The sequence below is a fragment of the Marinobacterium halophilum genome, assembly GCF_003014615.1.
GTDB lineage: Bacteria > Pseudomonadota > Gammaproteobacteria > Pseudomonadales > Balneatricaceae > Marinobacterium > Marinobacterium halophilum.
Genome location: NZ_PYGI01000019.1, coordinates 35,090 through 50,997, shown reverse-complemented (window position 1 = coordinate 50,997; position 15,908 = coordinate 35,090). Strand labels below are relative to the sequence as shown.

The window sequence follows — 15,908 nt, the reverse complement described above, 5'->3', positions numbered from 1 at the left end:
GCCGCATATGCTGGCGCTGCAACTGATCGCTGCCGTTCTGATCGACCGCTGGTTCGGCGAGCCGAACCGCTGGCATCCGCTGGTCGGGTTCGGCCGCTGTGCCGGTTGGCTGGAAGCCCGCTTCAACCGAGGTGACTCACGGCGGCTGAAAGGCCTGTTGATGGTGCTGTTACTGGTGTTGCCGCCGGTGTTGCTGGTGACAGCACTGGTGCAGATACCTGTTGTGGGCGATCTGCTTGCCGTTCTGGTGCTCTGGTTTACCCTGGGGCTGGAAAGCCTGAAACGGCATATCCGCCCGATTCTGCAGGCGTTGTTAAGCGGTAATGCTGATGAGGCGCGGCGGCTGACTTCCTATATCTGCAGCCGCGATGCCGCCGAACTGGACGTGGAGCGCACGGCGGTGGAGTCTGTGCTGGAGAACGGCAGCGATGCCGTATTCGGGGCGGTTTTCTGGTTCTGCATCGCCGGGGCGCCGGGTGCTCTGGCGTTTCGCCTGATCAATACGCTGGATGCGATGTGGGGCTACCGCAGCGAACGTTTTCTCCAGTTTGGATGGGCCGCCGCCCGGCTGGATGACCTCGTCGGGCTGATTCCGGCGCGGCTGACCGCGCTCAGTTATGCGCTCTGTGGCCATACCCGTCGGGCACTGCGCTGCTGGCGCACACAGGGACCGCTGCATGACAGTCCCAATGCCGGGCCGGTGATGGCGTCGGGTGCCGGTGCGCTGGGTATACAGCTGGGCGGGCCGACCTGCTATCGCGGTGTCTGGGCCGACAAGCCGGTGCTGGGCGAGGGGCCACCGGCACAACCGCGTGACCTGTCACGGGCACTGCGGCTGGTGGATCAGGCACTCGGGCTGTGGATACTTTTCATCAGCCTGTGGGTGTGGCTATGAAGGATGTTATCCACAGCGGCCCCTTGGCCGATGCGCCTGAGCACGATTTTAATAACTCGAAGTTATCCCCAGCCCCGTTGCACGGCGGCCGTCTGAACGCAGCCGCTGTGCACTATGGTATCCCGCGTGAGCAGTGGCTCGATCTCTCCACCGGCATCAATCCGCATGGCTGGCCGGTACCGCCGTTACCGGCTTCGGTGTTCAATCGACTGCCCGAAGCAGACGATGGTCTGGCGCAGGCCGCTGCCGAGTATTACGGCAGTGCCGATCTACTCTTGGTGGCAGGCTCTCAAGTGGCGATACAGGCGCTGCCGATACTGCGTTTTGCCCAATCGGGTTCGGCGCGGGCAGGCGTGCTGCATCCGGCCTACGCCGAACATGCCTTCCGCTGGCAGCAGGCAGGCCATCGAGTACAGCCCTTGAGCGTCGAGCAGATTGACGCCCAACTGGATGCGCTGGATGTGCTGGTGCTGATCAACCCCTGCAACCCCAGCGGTGTGCGCTTCCGTCCCGAGCAACTGCGCCAATGGCATGTACGTCTGGCACGGCGTGGCGGTTGGCTGCTGGTCGATGAAGCCTTTATCGACGCTACCCCCGAGCAGAGCCTGATCACCGACCCCATGCCGCACGGGCTGATCGTGTTGCGCTCGCTGGGCAAGTTCTTCGGCCTGGCCGGACTCCGTGTGGGCGCGGTCTGCGCAGAGGCGAGCGTGGGTGACGCGCTGGCGCACTCAATCGGTCCCTGGGCGATCAGCCATCCGGCGCGCTGGGTGGCTCGGCAGGCATTGGCCGATCGACGCTGGCAGCAACAGACGCGGGTACAGCTCAAGACAGAGCAGGCAAGACTGCACCGGTTGCTGGTGCAACGTGTGGCTGAGACTGTCAGCAGCACGGCCCTGTTTGCTACCGTGATGACGGAACAGGCGCAGCGGATTGAGCAGGCGTGTGCGCAAGCCGGTATCCTGGTCAGGCGGTTTGAACAACCGGCAGCGCTCAGGTTTGGCCTGCCCGGTAACGAAGACGAATGGCAGCGCCTTGAACAGACCCTCAGCGAGATCACGACATGACCCAGAAGACACTCATGGTGCAGGGCACCACTTCCGATGCCGGCAAAAGTACGCTGGTGGCCGGTCTGTGCCGGGTGCTGCAACGTCGCGGCGTTGCGGTGGCACCGTTCAAACCGCAGAACATGGCGCTGAACAGTGCCGTCACCGCCGAGGGCGGCGAGATTGGGCGCGCGCAGGCGGTACAGGCGCAGGCCTGTGGATTAACGCCCCATGTGGATATGAATCCGGTGCTGCTCAAGCCTTGCAGCGACACCGGCGCTCAGGTAATCATTCATGGCCGCGCTGTGGATAACATGGAAGCCAAGCGTTACCACGACTACAAGACGTTTGCCTGGCAGGCGGTGGCCGAGTCTCACCAGCGTCTGTGTGACCAGTATCAGGCGGTGATAGTGGAGGGCGCGGGTTCACCGGCAGAGATCAATCTGCGTGACCGTGACATCGCCAATATGGGCTTTGCCGAGCGGGTGGACTGCCCGGTGATCCTGATCGCCGATATCGACAAGGGCGGCGTATTCGCCCACCTGGTGGGTACGCTGGCGCTGCTGAGCGAGACCGAACAGGCACGGATCAAGGGCTTCGTCATCAACCGTTTCCGTGGTGATATTGCGTTGCTGCAGTCGGGTCTGGACTGGCTGGAAGACTATACCGGCAAACCGGTGCTGGGGGTGCTGCCCTATCTGCATGGCCTGCATCTGGAGGCTGAAGACGCCATCAGTGAAGAGCCTGATATCGAGCGTGCCGACAAGGTGCTCGATATCGTAGTGCCGGTACTGCCCCATATCAGCAACCATACCGATTTCGACCCGCTGCGCCTGCACCCACAGGTGCGGCTGCACTTCGTCGGCCCCGACCAGCCCAAGCCGTCCGCCGATCTGGTGATTCTGCCCGGCTCCAAGGCGGTACGGCCGGACTTGAACTGGCTGCGTGCTCAGGGCTGGGAAGACTATCTGCAACGCCACCTGCGCTACGGCGGCAAGCTGCTGGGCATCTGCGGCGGCTATCAGATGCTGGGTGAGTGTATCGCCGATCCGCAGGGGATCGAGGGTGCGGCAGGCGACAGCGAAGGTCTTGGCTGGCTGCCGACGCGTACCGTTTTGACCGCGGAGAAGGCGCTGCGTAATGTCCGTGGCCAGCTGACCTTGCTGAATGAAACGGTGCCGGTCAGCGGCTATGAGATTCACTGCGGCGTGACCGAAGTGGCCGAGGGCCGTCCTGCACTGGCCGCGTTGGAGCAGGGGCCGGATGGCGCCTGCTCTGAGGATGGTCAGATAGTGGGTACTTACCTGCACGGCCTGTTCGAAACGCCGGAAACGACCCGGCTGATCCTGCGCTGGGCGGGGCTGGAACAGGCTGAAACGCTGGATTATCACCAGCTGCGCGAAGACGGCATCAACCGCCTGGCAGATACGCTGGAGCAGCATCTGGACATGGCGGCGGTACTGGCTTTGCTGGACCTGTCGGCAGAGCATGCGGGCGCATGAAGCGACTGTACTGCGGGGGGCAGGCCATGGGCCGTTACCTGTTACTGATCGTAAGCCTGCTGACGCCGCCGTCCATGGCCGCAAGCGCCCCGCAGCGGGTGGTTTCGCTGGATCTGTGCATGGACCGCATGCTGGCGCTGCACGCCGACCGCGCACAGGTGGCGGCCCTGTCGCCAATGCACAAACGCTTTCCGCTGCCCTGGCCGCTGGAGGGCTGGGCGAGTCATGATGGTTCGCTGGAGCAGGTGTTCAGCCTGAAGCCGGATCTGATTCTGGTCGGTCAGCACAATGCATTGCTGCTGCGTAAGCGCTTGCAAACCCTGGGGCAGCCGGTAGAACTGGTCACCCTGCCCCGGTCACTGGATGCCATTGAAGTCTATGAACGCCGTGTGCTGGGTTTGATAGGACAATCGCCCGAGAAGGCACATCCCGCCCCTGAACCGCTGGAGCCGAAAGCCGATGCGCCACGCCTGTTGCTGCTGGGCCCCAACGGCATCGGTACCGGGCCAAACACCTTTGAAGACCAGATTATCCGTCAGGCGGGCTGGCGCAACTATCTGACCGGGGTACGCTATGAGCGCCTGGACCTGGAGCGGGTGGTGACCGATCCGCCTGATGCAATTCTCTGGAACAGCCCCGAAGCTCAGGCGCTGGCCACCCGCTTCGCCGACCACCCGGCCCTGCGCCACAGCCTGAGCGCCGAACACTGGTTGCCCAAGGAAAACTGGCGCTGGCAATGTCCCGGTCCCTGGACCTGGAAGTTGATCGAACAACTGCGACACGAGAGGATGAAATGAACCCCGCACTGACCCTGTTGCTGCTGTTGACTGCGCTGGTCTCGCTGCATGTCGGCTCCACCGATATTGCCGTGCTGGACGGTCTTTGGCAGTGGTTAAATGGCACCGACAGTGCTGCCGCCATTGTCATCGGCGAGATCCGCTTGCCACGCACGCTGTTGGCACTCACCGTGGGGGCGGCGCTGGGCATGAGTGGCGCAGCCCTGCAGGGTTTGCTGCGTAATCCGCTGGCCGATCCCGGCCTGACCGGTGCCAGCCAGGGCGCGGCGCTGGGTGCCGCCAGCGTGTTCTATTTTGGCCTGTTTCCGGCGGCGGGTGCGGCAGCTCCGGCCTTGGCCGGGCTGATCGGTGCCGGGATCGCCATGTCGCTGATGTTGCTGCTGGCCGGACCGTCGCGGCAGGCGATGGTGATCATGGCGGGGCTGGCGATCTCGACCCTCACGGGTTCACTGCTGGCGGCGGTACTCAACTTCGCCCCGAACCCTTTTGCCTTGTCGGAGCTGGTGTTCTGGTTGCTCGGCTCGGTCTCTGAACGCGGGCTGGATCATCTATGGATACTCGGGCCTGCATTGCTGATCGGCGGGGGGCTGATCTGGAGCCAGCGCCGGTTGCTGCTCGGGCTGAGTCTTGGCGAGCAGGTAGCGCAGAGCATGGGCCTGTCCTACACCCGGGGCAGTCGTCTGATCATTCTGGGGGCGGCCCTGCTGGTGGGCGCGTCGGTGGCGGTGGCCGGTGCCATCGGTTTTGTCGGTCTGCTGGTCCCGCACCTGGTGCGGCCGCTGGTGAAAAACCGGCCTGACCGCATTCTGATTCCGGCGGCACTGGTGGGTGCCATTCTGGTCTGTGTCGCCGATATCGTGGTGCGCTGGATGCCACCGGGGCGAGAACTCAAGCTCGGGGTGCTGACGTCACTGATCGGCGCGCCCCTGTTTATCTGGCTGGTCTGGCAGGAGCGCAAGCGATGGCTGTAATTCGAATCGAGCAACTGCAGCTGGACAGCCGCCTGGCTGGCGTCAGCCTGAATCTTAAACCGGGCGAGCTGTTTGGTGTCATCGGCCCCAACGGGTCCGGCAAATCATCGCTGCTGGAGTGCATCGCCGGTCTGCAGCGCTATACCGGCGACATTCATCTGGATGAACACAACCTGGCCCATATGCCGGGCCAGGCACGGGCGCGCCGGATTGCACTGTTGCCACAGCGGTGCCAGAGCGCCTGGGCGTTGAAGGTTGCTGACGTGATTGCGCTGGGGCGCTTGCCCTGGGGCGATGAAGATGCCGATATCATCGCCCGAGCGGCGCGCCAGACCGGCGTTTTTGAATGGTTCGACGCGCGGGTTGATCACCTGTCCGGGGGTGAACAGGCGCGGGTGTGGCTGGCGCGGGTACTGGCGGGGAGGCCCGAGGTGATTCTCGCCGATGAGCCCCTGGCCAGTCTCGACCTGCACTACCAGCAGCGGGTACTGGAACTGTTGCGCGATTATGCGCGGGCCGAGCGCAGCGTGCTGTTGTCGATTCACGACCTGACGCTGGCGGCGCAATGGTGTGATCGTCTGGTGCTGCTCGACAGCGGTCGCGTGCATGCCATCGGTACCCCGGAAACAGTGCTGACGCCCGACAACATTCGACACGTGTATGATGTGGAGGTTGAAGTCGATTTCAGTGCATCCCGTCCTTCGGTCAGGGTACTGCGCTGAGCTGCACAGGAGCCCTCCGATGAGCGACACCCCTTGGAAATTCAGTGCCCTTGAGCGTGAGGCCGTGTACCGCGCCATTCGTGAACGGCGTGACATGCGCCACTTCAGCGGTGACCCGCTCGACCCCGAGATTCTCACGCGGCTGCTGCAGGCGGCGCATCAAGCCCCCAGTGTGGGCCTGATGCAGCCATGGCGCTTTATCCGCATCACCGATACCGGTCTGCGTGGTCGTATTCGCACGCTGGTGGAGCAGGAACGTCAGGCGACCGCCGATGCGATGAACGCCCGTGAAGCCGAGTTTCTGCGCCTCAAGGTTGAAGGCATGGACCAGTGCGCCGAAGTGCTGGTGGTGGCGCTGATGGATCAGCGCGAAAAGCATATATTCGGCCGCCGGACCCTGCCGGAGATGGATCTGGCATCGGTGTCCTGCGCCATTCAGAACCTTTGGCTGGCGGCCCGTGCCGAAGGGATCGGTGTGGGCTGGGTGTCTCTGTTCGACCCTGACGCGCTGGGCGACCTGCTGCAGATGCCAACAGGCAGCAAGGCGATCGCCATCCTCTGCATCGGTCCGGTGGACAAATTCTATGCGCGGCCCATGCTGGAACAGGAGGGCTGGGCCGACGCGCAGCCGCTGGCGGACTTGATGGCGGAGAACTGCTGGCCGAACGGGCATGAACATGAGGAGTAAGAGAGTATGAATATCACGGTATTCTGTGGTTCGAGCAACGGCACCGACCCGATCTATCAACAGACGGCTCGCGAGCTGGGCGGTGTTTTCGCTGAGCAGGGGATTGAGCTGGTGTTTGGTGGCGGCCATGTCGGCTTGATGGGCACCATCGCCGATGCGGTGCTGGCAAACGGCGGGCATGTACATGGCGTCATCCCTGAATACCTGCAGTCCCGCGAGCTGGCGCACGAGGGGCTGACAGTGCTGGAGGTGGTGCCGGACATGCATGCGCGCAAGGCACGGATGGCCGAGCTGGCGGATGCCTTTGTTGCCCTGCCGGGAGGCATCGGTACGCTGGAAGAACTGTTCGAGGTTTGGACCTGGGGCCAGCTGGGTCACCATGAAAAACCGGTGGTGCTGTACAACGTCAACGGCTTTTATGACCCGCTGCTGGCATTTGTCGAGCGCATGCGTGACGAAGGTTTTATCCGGGCGGCGCACACGAAGATGCTGCAGGTTGTGGATACGCCGGATGCATTGCTGGCGGCACTGCAGGATTATCGTGCGCCAGAGCAGAAGTGGTAATAGGACACCCCATAATGATCCGATTGATTCTCGGCGGTGCCCGCTCCGGCAAAAGCCGGCAGGCGGAGCAGCTTGCCGACGCCTCCGGGCATGATGTTTTCTACATTGCTACCGCGCAAGCGTACGATGACGAGATGCGCGTGCGCATTCAGCGTCACCGTGACGAACGTCCCGGCCACTGGCACACGCTGGAAGAGCCGCTGCAGCTGGCGGCGACCATCCTGGCTCAGCAAGCCTCTGATCGCTGCCTGCTGATCGACTGCCTGACTCTCTGGACCACCAATCAACTGCTGGCCAATGCCGATATGCAGGCCGAGCGCGATGCGCTGTGCGCGGCGCTGGCCAATGCCCGTGGCGAGATCATTCTGGTCAGCAACGAGACCGGCATGGGAGTCGTGCCCATGGGTGAACTGAGTCGTCGGTTCAGTGATGAGGCCGGTTGGCTCAACCAGTCAATGGCGGCTCTGGCGGATCAGGTGGTACTGATGGTGGCGGGGATTCCACTGGTGGTCAAAGGCCCGGCATTGGGAGTAGGGCAATGAACTGGATTGAACAGGCGGTTAAGCCGCTGGACCCGCAAGCAGTTGCAGCCGCGACTGCACGGCAGCAGCAGCTGACCAAGCCTGCGGGCGCGCTGGGTGAGCTGGAAGTGTTGGCGATCCGGCTGGCGGGCATGCAGGGGCGCACCTGCCCCCAGCTGGATCGGGTCAGCATCGCGGTGTTTGCGGCGGATCACGGTGTCGCAGCCGAAGGCGTATCGGCTTATCCACAGGCCGTTACTGCCGAGATGGTACGCAATTTTGCCCAAGGCGGTGCGGCGATCAGTGTGGCGGCACATGCTTTGGGTGCCGAATTGCGGGTGTGGAATCTGGGTACGGTCGTCGAACTGGAGCCGTTACCGGGGGTTGAAAGCCGCGTGATCGCCGCGCAGAGCGGCAACTTGCTGCGTGCAGCGGCGATGACATCGGTCCAGTTACAGCAGGCGCTGGATGTTGGGCGCGAAGCGGTGCTGCACCTGCCAGCCGAGTTGTTTATCGGTGGCGAAATGGGTATTGGCAATACCACCGCCGCGACGGCACTGGCGGCGGCACTGCTGGCTGCGCCGGTGGCTGATCTGGTTGGACCGGGTACCGGTCTTGATGCCAAGGGTGTTGCGCACAAGTGCCGCATCATCGAACAGGCCCTGGCGCGTCATGGCGATGATCGTGCGCCGTTGGCGCTGTTGGCTTCGCTGGGCGGATTCGAGATAGCCGCATTGACCGGTGCGTATCTTGCCTGTGCCCAGCAGGGCACTCCGGTGCTGGTTGATGGCTTCATTTGTACGGTCGCGGCACTGCTGGCGTGCCGGATCAATGCCGGGGTGGCCGACTGGCTGATTTTTGCCCACCACTCGGCCGAGCCCGGCTATCAAAGGCTCTGTGCCATGCTGCCATCACGCCCGCTGCTGGATCTTGGATTACGCCTGGGTGAGGGCAGCGGGGCCGCCACGGCCGTGCCGCTGTTGCGCATGGCCTGCACACTGCACGCGGGCATGGCAACCTTTGCTGAAGCCGCCGTATCGGAGCAGGACGGATGACAGCCTTTACAATTGACCTGCTGCGCCATGGCGTGACCGAGAAGGGCAGCTGTTTTCTGGGCCATACCGATGCTGCGTTGACGGCGGAAGGCTGGCAGCAGATGCAACAGGGGGTGGCCGGGGTATCGCCGCAGGATTATGCCGCTATCTACAGCTCACCATTGCAGCGCTGTGCCGCCTTTAGCCACGACTGGGTTGGTGATGCCGTGCCGTTGCAGCTGGACGCCCGGCTGCGCGAGTATGATTTCGGTGACTGGGATGGCCACACGGCGGCCGAAATTCACGCCCGCGAACCGGATAATCTGGGCCGCTTCTGGGCAGACCCCTGGCACTACACCCCGCCAGGTGCGGAGCCGCTACCTGACTTTTTTGCCCGGTTGGAAGCGTGCATTGATGAGCTGCAGCAGTGCCGGCAAGGCCGGGTTCTGCTGATCTGTCATGGCGGTGTTATCCGAGCACTGCACTGTATTCTCAACCGCTTGCCGGTCAACGACATGTTCAGTTATCCGGTTGCCCACGGCAGTCTGCATACCTTCAAGGATGCGCGTTGATGCAGGCTCATTGGCAGGCGTTTTTGTGCGCGTTGCAGTTCCTCACCCTGATCCCCGTGCGGCTGGCAGGCATGCCGGATCAGGCTACGCAGGCGCGGGCATTTCTGTATTACCCGCTGGTGGGGCTGCTGCTGGGCGGACTGCTGCTCGGGCTGGTATGGCTGACCCAGGGATTGCCGGTTGCAGTGCAGGCCACGCTGGTGCTGGTGCTCTGGTGCGGTGTGACCGGTGGGCTGCACCTTGATGGTTTGGCCGACAGTGCCGATGGCTGGATGGGTGGGCTGGGTGACCGCGAGCGTACCTTGCGGATCATGAAAGACCCACATCTTGGTGGCACTGGGGCACTGGTGCTGATGCTGCAACTGCTGTTGAAGTGGAGCCTGCTACAGGCCCTTCTGGCCGAGTCGATGTGGCTGCCGATATTACTGGCCCCGTTAGTGGGGCGCAGCGCCGTCCAGTTCCTGTTGCTGGGCACACCCTACGCCCGTCCCGGCGGGATTGCACAAGGACTGCAGCAGCTGTCCCGCCTGCCGATCCTGGTCTGTGGCGTTATGCTGGCCGTGCTGCTGCTGTGGCTGCACCCGCTGGTGCCGGTTATGGTTATGGTGACGTTCTGGGGCTTGCGCCTGTTGATGCAGCGCCGCTTGCAGGGGTATACCGGTGATACCGCCGGTGCCGTGATTGAACTGCAGGAAAGTGTGGTTCTGATAACGGCACTGGTCGTGCTCTAGAAGGATGTCGTCGCTACGGGTATTGGGTAGAATAAATTCATCCCTCCATTTTGCAGTTGGCAGGAAGCTTATGAGTCTGCATGTATTATACCGGCCAGGATCATTGTTTTTCTGGTTAGTTGGTTTGCTGGCGTTGTTGTTGACCGTGGCGATAGCCGGACTGAATGCCTATCAGCAGTTGCAGCATGAGCAACGTCTGCAACAGCAGCAGCGCAGCTATTACTTGTCCCGTTTGCATCAGGAATTAAATGCCACTCTGGATGCGGTGCAGCTGGATGTCATGCGTTTGGCGACTTCGCCATTACTGACCCGGTATCTGCAGCAGCCGCAGCCTGCTGATCTTGAGCTGTTACAGCAAAGCTACCTGTCGCTGGCCCGGTTACAACCCGACTACGACCAGATTCGTTTTATCAACCGTGCCGGTCAGGAAGTCATTCGCATCAACCGGCTGGCCAGCGGTGACCCCTACATCGTGCCAGCTGCCGCGTTGCAAAATAAGGCAGACCGTTACTACATTCGCGAAGGCATGCGCCTTGGCGTCGGTGAACGTTATCTGTCGCCACTGGATTTGAATGTTGAACAGGGCGAGATCGAAGTTCCTTATAAACCGATGCTGCGCATGGTGATGCCGGTTGATCAACCGCAACGCGAAGGTCTGGTGGTGATCAATTACCGGGGGCATGACCTGCTGCAACAGATGGGCTCCGCTCTGCCATCGCCGCTGCAGCCGCTCTTGCTGAACGATGCCGGACAGTGGTTGCTGGGAGGGGGCAGCCGTGACTGGCAGTTCATGTTTACCCCGCAGACCGGGCTGGCGGTGGAGATGCCGGCTCAGTGGCAGCAGATTCAGCAACAGCCACGGGGAGCGGTCGCTGCAGGCACCGATTGTTATGTCTATGAGTGGATCCGTTACGGTGATGGCGAAATGAACGCGCCACGCTGGCTGTTGGGACTTAATGAACCGGGCCGCTCCTGCTCGGCGCTGCAAACGCATTACTTTCAGGCCGGTGTTAAGTGGACGCTGTACGGCAGTACGATAGTCATTATCCTGTTGCTGGTTTGGTATCGCACGCGTTTGCGCCAGTTCCACCTGTATCAGCGTATCCGTTCCAATGAGCAACAACTGCGCCTGATCACCGACGAAGTCGGTAGCGGACTGATCATGGTGGATCGCCACGGCTGCACTCAATGGATGAACCCGGAAGCCGAACGTTTGCTGGGATGGACGGAAGCTGAATTGCATGATCAGGTGTTGCACCCGCTGATTCATGTAACGCTTTCCGGCGAGGATGCGCATGCCGATGACTGCCCGATGCTGAAAGCGCTGAGCAGCGGCGAGCGTCAACAGGCAGACCGGGAGTTCTTTCGTACGCGTGATGGACGCAGTCTTCCGGTTCATACGACCGTAACGCCGTTGCCGAACGGTCAATATGCGGGGGGAGCCATCATCGCGTTCAACGATGACAGCGAACATCTGGCTGAGGAAACGCGGCTGCGTCGGCAGGCGATGACGGATGAGCTGACCGGCTGTCTCAACCGCCGCGCGGTGCTGCAGGTACTCGACCGTTTGCTGCTGGCACTGGATCGGCAGCCGGGCGTGGTCCTGATCGATATCGATTTCTTCAAACAGGTCAACGACCATTATGGGCATGCGGCCGGAGACCGGGTGCTGGCTTACTATGCCCAGGAAGTCCGTGATCTGCTGCGTGCCAACGACAGTTTCGGTCGTATCGGTGGCGAAGAGTTTCTGGTGGTACTGGAGACGGCACATGCAGAACACTTGCTGCAGTTGGCAGAGCGGATCCGCAGTCATTTTGACGCCATACGCTGCCCGGTGGATGAACATCGATTGCATGTGACGGCCAGTTTTGGGGTCGCTATCCACCAGCCCGGAGAGTCGGCACATGCCTTGTTGGCTCGAGCCGATGCTGCGCTGTACTTGGCCAAGGCCAATGGTCGCAATCGGGTTGAATTGGCTGTGGCCGAGGAGGCCGTTGCCGCCGGCTGACACTCGGGTGCTGCACCTCGTTGAGAGTCTTCTATACTGGAAGCATCAACGGGGGTATGCCATGTCCGCTTTCATCCGCGTGTTACTGAGCCTGTTGTTGTGCCTGCTCCCCCCGGTCGGTGCAACAGCGCTTGAGCCTTCTACCGATGCCAGGCCAGCGTCGGCCAGCGTCTGGCTGTTGCAGTTGAACGGTGTTGTTGGTCCGGCCAGCAGTGATTATCTGGTCCGCGGGCTGGAGCAGGCTGCGGCCAGTGGGGCACAAGCGGTCGTATTGCAGATCGATACCCCGGGCGGGCTGGATCTGTCGATGCGGCGGATGATCACCGCCATTCTGGGCTCGCCGATACCGGTCATTGGTTATGTTTCTCCCAGCGGTGCCCGTGCGGCCAGCGCCGGTACCTACCTCCTGTACAGTTGTCACATTGCCGCCATGGCACCCGCGACCAATCTGGGCGCCGCGACGCCGGTATCACTGGGCGGCGTACCCGCCATTGAGCCTGAATCCGGCGACGATCAGACCTCCCCGCCGTCCTCTGGCAGTGCCATGGAACGCAAGATCACCAACGATGCCGTGGCTTACATTCGCAGTCTGGCCGAATTGCGTGGGCGCAATGCTGACTGGGCCGAGCAGGCGGTGCGTGACGGCAGCAGTCTGAGTGCAGAAGCGGCGCTGGAGCGGCAGGTCATCGACCTGATTGCAGACGATCTGGACCAGCTGCTGGTACAGCTGGATGGGCGTGTGATCGACCTCGGATCGCGCAGCCAGACACTGCAGCTGAGCACCGCTCCACGTTTCGAATACCAGCCGGATTGGCGCACTGAATTCCTTGCCGTTATCACCAACCCCAACGTGGCCTACCTGCTGATGCTGATTGGCATTTATGGCCTGATTTTCGAATTTTCCAACCCCGGTTTCGGTGTGCCTGGCGTACTGGGAGCGATCAGCCTGATGATTGCCCTGTATGCCTTGCAGGTTTTGCCGGTCAGCTATGCCGGTCTTGGGCTGATGCTCATCGGTATCGGTCTGATCGTGGCTGAGGCGTTCGCCCCCAGTTTCGGCATTCTCGGCATTGGTGGCGCGATCGCCTTCGTGGTGGGGTCGGTGATGTTGATGGATACCGAATTGCCCGCCTATCAAATCGCGGTGCCGGTGATCATCGCACTGGGACTGAGTACGGGGCTGGTGGCCTTTGGTGTGGTGGCGATGGCACTGCGGGCGCACAACCGTCCGCAGACCGTCGGTATCGACGCCGCCAACGGGCAGACGTTCCACATCGAATGCCTGCAACAGGGTCAGGCGATGGTCCGTTTCGAAGGTGAACTCTGGCCAGTGCGCTGTCCGCAGCCGCTGCATCCCGGTGACCGGGTACGGGTTCAGGGCGGTGCCGGTGTGCATCTGCTCGTGATTAAACTGGAGGTGTAATATGATGATCGGTATTCCCTACTTCATGACCACACTGATCATATTGCTGGTGATCGTGCTGCTGTCCATGTTCCGCATCCTGCGTGAGTACGAGCGTGGTGTCGTGTTTCTGCTGGGCCGTTTCTATAAGGTCAAAGGTCCTGGTCTGATCATCATCGTGCCGGTGATTCAGCAGATGGTACGGGTCGACCTGCGTACGCTGGTGATGGATGTGCCCACCCAGGATGTGATATCGCGTGACAACGTGTCGGTGAAGGTCAATGCGGTGATCTACTTCCGTGTGGTCGACCCTGAACGCGCCGTCATCCATGTGGAAAACTATCTGGAAGCCACCAGTCAGTTGTCACAGACGACCTTGCGGTCGGTGCTGGGTCAGCATGAACTGGACGAAATGCTGTCGGAGCGCGACCGGCTCAATGTGGATATCCAGACCATTCTCGACAAGCAGACCGATGCCTGGGGCATCAAGGTCGCCAATGTGGAGATCAAGCATGTGGACCTGGATGAAAGCATGATCCGCGCCATCGCGCGTCAGGCCGAGGCCGAGCGTTCACGACGGGCCAAGGTGATCCACGCCCTGGGTGAGCAGGAAGCCTCGGAACAGCTGTTGAAAGCAGCGCAAACGCTGGCGCAGCAACCGCAGGCGATCCAACTGCGCTACATGCAGACGTTGACCGAAATCGCCGGCCAGCACAGCCATACCATCGTATTCCCGCTGCCGGTGGACCTGTTTAACAGTTTGGCGACGCAAACACCCAAAAAGCCGGAGTCATCTGCCTGACGATAAGCGCCCTGGCCGCATGCAGTGTTTACAGATAATGCCAAAGTGTTGGTATGACGGTACATTTTTAAAATTTTATGATCTGTTTTCATCTTCCCGCGTAGAAGGTCTTTAACAAAACTGCACACAGCCTTGGACCGTGTGCAGTTATTTTCTGACTCCGGTGATGTCTGCGTGACCAAGTTAAATTTTTCTGCAATTGGATTAGACGAAAAAGCGGATGCGCTACTTGCCAGGCAACTTAAAATAGTGACGCCTTGGCTGACGGCAGAATGGAGCATGAACGCCGAGCCAGAGGCCTCCGATTTTATCCTCACAACCAGCAAGTCATTATTGCCGTCATCGTTCCAAGGAGTATCTGTATTACTTCTGGAGAAGTTGTCGGATGATGATCACGATATGGTTGCTGAATTGCCATTACGTGTTTTCAGCCTTATGGATATTTTGAATAAGGCCGGTGAACGCATTACGAACGACCTGTCCGCAATACCGGAAGTTTCAGCAGAAAATATCGTTACAGCCAGCGAAAAGACCACGGAAAAAATTTCGTTTTCTTGTGCCGAATGGCTTTCTCAACGCATGTTGGAAAAAGTGGCCTGCTCTTATATTGCCAAGGATAAAGGTGCATCTTTCAGTTTTGATCCCGTCAAAAAAGTCTTTCGCAGTAACATTGAAAGCCGTGATGAATTGATAAAACTTTTACTCATGCATCCGGTTGAACATTGGGACATTCGTGCTGATGATGAAACTTTAGAAGCCTATGAGTTCTCGGCAACAGGTCTGTTATGGCTATTGGCGTTGAAAGAAAGCCGTTATGCCTTGCACGTTTGGGGCAGCCCAAATCGTGTATATCGGATCAAGCATTGGCCGCAACTGGCTGCATGGGAAAATGTTCCTGCCTTGTATAAATTATCTTCTCTGTATGGCCGCAAGGCCGCCACAATCGATACAGGGGTCAAGATCAGCGGGTTGGAGGAACGTCATGTATGCGCCTTCCTGCATGCCTGTAATGTCGTGGGACTCAAGGTTGAAGTGTGTGACAGCGAAACCGCCGACAGGTTACAGCCATCGGTTCAGTCTCTTAATATCCTTCAAGCACTGAAAAAAAAGTTGGGCGTTTAACCTATGTTGTTAAAAGTCGTATTCGCAGGCCCGATGGGGTCAGGGAAAAGCACGGCTATAGGCGTGCTGAGTGATATTGAGCCGGTCGCCACTGAAGCCAAAAATAATGAGCGTTTCAAGGTGGATAAACCTACCACCACCGTCGGCCTGGATTATGGCGAAATTCTGCTTGGAGACGCAGGCAAGGTTGCGCTGTATGGAATTCCGGGGCAGGAGCGGTTTGATTTCATGTGGCCGATTGTAGCTAAAGGTGCCATGGGCGTCATTCTTCTGCTGGACTGTAGCCAGGATAACTATATTGAAAAGCTGGCGTCATTTGCCGATACCTTCAGTAAATGGGTTGATCCGGGCAGTTTTGTTGTGGCCTTGAATCGTGGTACGGAAAATGATCTGGAAGCCTGCAATCTGCTGGTTGAAAAGCGTGATGTTGTCATGCCGGTTTTCATGGCAGATCCGCGAGAAAAGGATGATCTCAATATGCTTTTGCATGTGCTGATCTCGAATGCAGAAATCCGCTTACTGCAGGAATGA

Annotated in this window: 17 protein-coding genes; all 17 read left to right on the top strand. The window is 60.3% G+C overall.

What is annotated here, in order from left to right; translation table 11 throughout:
* The first annotated feature begins 7 nt into the window (after positions 1-7).
* A complete protein-coding gene (cbiB, locus tag CLV44_RS13310; protein WP_106592611.1) occupies positions 8-895 on the top strand; it encodes an adenosylcobinamide-phosphate synthase CbiB in 888 nt (295 codons plus the stop codon).
* On the top strand, positions 892-1,962 hold the full coding sequence (cobD, locus tag CLV44_RS13305; RefSeq protein WP_211298144.1) for a threonine-phosphate decarboxylase CobD: 1,071 nt from the start codon (positions 892-894) through the stop codon (positions 1,960-1,962). The genes cbiB and cobD overlap by 4 nt, the downstream gene beginning before the upstream one ends.
* A complete protein-coding gene (locus CLV44_RS13300; RefSeq protein ID WP_106592610.1) occupies positions 1,959-3,443 on the top strand; it encodes a cobyric acid synthase in 1,485 nt (494 codons plus the stop codon). The genes cobD and CLV44_RS13300 overlap by 4 nt, the downstream gene beginning before the upstream one ends.
* Entirely contained in the window at positions 3,440-4,240 is an 801-nt protein-coding gene (locus tag CLV44_RS13295; protein WP_245912694.1) for an ABC transporter substrate-binding protein, read from the top strand. Before CLV44_RS13300 ends, CLV44_RS13295 begins: the two co-directional genes overlap by 4 nt.
* Positions 4,180-5,211, top strand: a complete 1,032-nt coding sequence (locus CLV44_RS13290; RefSeq protein ID WP_245912693.1) for a FecCD family ABC transporter permease — start codon at positions 4,180-4,182, stop codon at positions 5,209-5,211. Before CLV44_RS13295 ends, CLV44_RS13290 begins: the two co-directional genes overlap by 61 nt.
* Complete coding sequence (locus tag CLV44_RS13285; RefSeq protein ID WP_106592608.1) at positions 5,202-5,933, top strand: ABC transporter ATP-binding protein; 732 nt, start codon at positions 5,202-5,204, stop codon at positions 5,931-5,933. Before CLV44_RS13290 ends, CLV44_RS13285 begins: the two co-directional genes overlap by 10 nt.
* Positions 5,934-5,952: 19 nt before the next feature.
* Positions 5,953-6,621 (top strand): 5,6-dimethylbenzimidazole synthase, encoded by a 669-nt coding sequence (bluB, locus tag CLV44_RS13280; RefSeq protein ID WP_106592607.1) that lies wholly within the window; start codon positions 5,953-5,955, stop codon positions 6,619-6,621.
* 6 nt (positions 6,622-6,627) lie between these two features.
* Positions 6,628-7,185: an LOG family protein gene (locus CLV44_RS13275; RefSeq protein ID WP_106592606.1), complete on the top strand. Its 558-nt coding sequence runs from the start codon at positions 6,628-6,630 to the stop codon at positions 7,183-7,185.
* Positions 7,186-7,199: 14 nt separating this feature from the next.
* A complete protein-coding gene (gene cobU / locus CLV44_RS13270; RefSeq protein ID WP_106592605.1) occupies positions 7,200-7,727 on the top strand; it encodes a bifunctional adenosylcobinamide kinase/adenosylcobinamide-phosphate guanylyltransferase in 528 nt (175 codons plus the stop codon).
* Positions 7,724-8,761 carry a nicotinate-nucleotide--dimethylbenzimidazole phosphoribosyltransferase gene (cobT, locus tag CLV44_RS13265; RefSeq protein ID WP_106592604.1) on the top strand — a complete coding sequence of 346 codons (1,038 nt, stop codon included), beginning with the start codon at positions 7,724-7,726 and terminating at the stop codon, positions 8,759-8,761. The genes cobU and cobT overlap by 4 nt, the downstream gene beginning before the upstream one ends.
* Positions 8,758-9,312, top strand: a complete 555-nt coding sequence (locus tag CLV44_RS13260; RefSeq protein ID WP_106592603.1) for a histidine phosphatase family protein — start codon at positions 8,758-8,760, stop codon at positions 9,310-9,312. Before cobT ends, CLV44_RS13260 begins: the two co-directional genes overlap by 4 nt.
* Positions 9,312-10,043 carry an adenosylcobinamide-GDP ribazoletransferase gene (gene cobS, locus CLV44_RS13255; protein WP_106592602.1) on the top strand — a complete coding sequence of 244 codons (732 nt, stop codon included), beginning with the start codon at positions 9,312-9,314 and terminating at the stop codon, positions 10,041-10,043. Before CLV44_RS13260 ends, cobS begins: the two co-directional genes overlap by 1 nt.
* A gap of 70 nt (positions 10,044-10,113) precedes the next feature.
* Positions 10,114-12,051 (top strand): GGDEF domain-containing protein, encoded by a 1,938-nt coding sequence (locus tag CLV44_RS13250; RefSeq protein WP_170069351.1) that lies wholly within the window; start codon positions 10,114-10,116, stop codon positions 12,049-12,051.
* A gap of 61 nt (positions 12,052-12,112) precedes the next feature.
* Positions 12,113-13,474, top strand: coding sequence for an NfeD family protein (locus tag CLV44_RS13245; RefSeq protein ID WP_106592600.1), 1,362 nt, complete (start codon positions 12,113-12,115; stop codon positions 13,472-13,474).
* 4 nt (positions 13,475-13,478) lie between these two features.
* On the top strand, positions 13,479-14,255 hold the full coding sequence (locus CLV44_RS13240; RefSeq protein WP_106592659.1) for a slipin family protein: 777 nt from the start codon (positions 13,479-13,481) through the stop codon (positions 14,253-14,255).
* A gap of 174 nt (positions 14,256-14,429) precedes the next feature.
* Positions 14,430-15,377: a hypothetical protein gene (locus tag CLV44_RS13235; protein ID WP_146140009.1), complete on the top strand. Its 948-nt coding sequence runs from the start codon at positions 14,430-14,432 to the stop codon at positions 15,375-15,377.
* A 63-nt stretch (positions 15,378-15,440) separates the two neighbouring features.
* A complete protein-coding gene (locus tag CLV44_RS13230) occupies positions 15,441-15,908 on the top strand; it encodes a GTP-binding protein (protein WP_106592598.1) in 468 nt (155 codons plus the stop codon).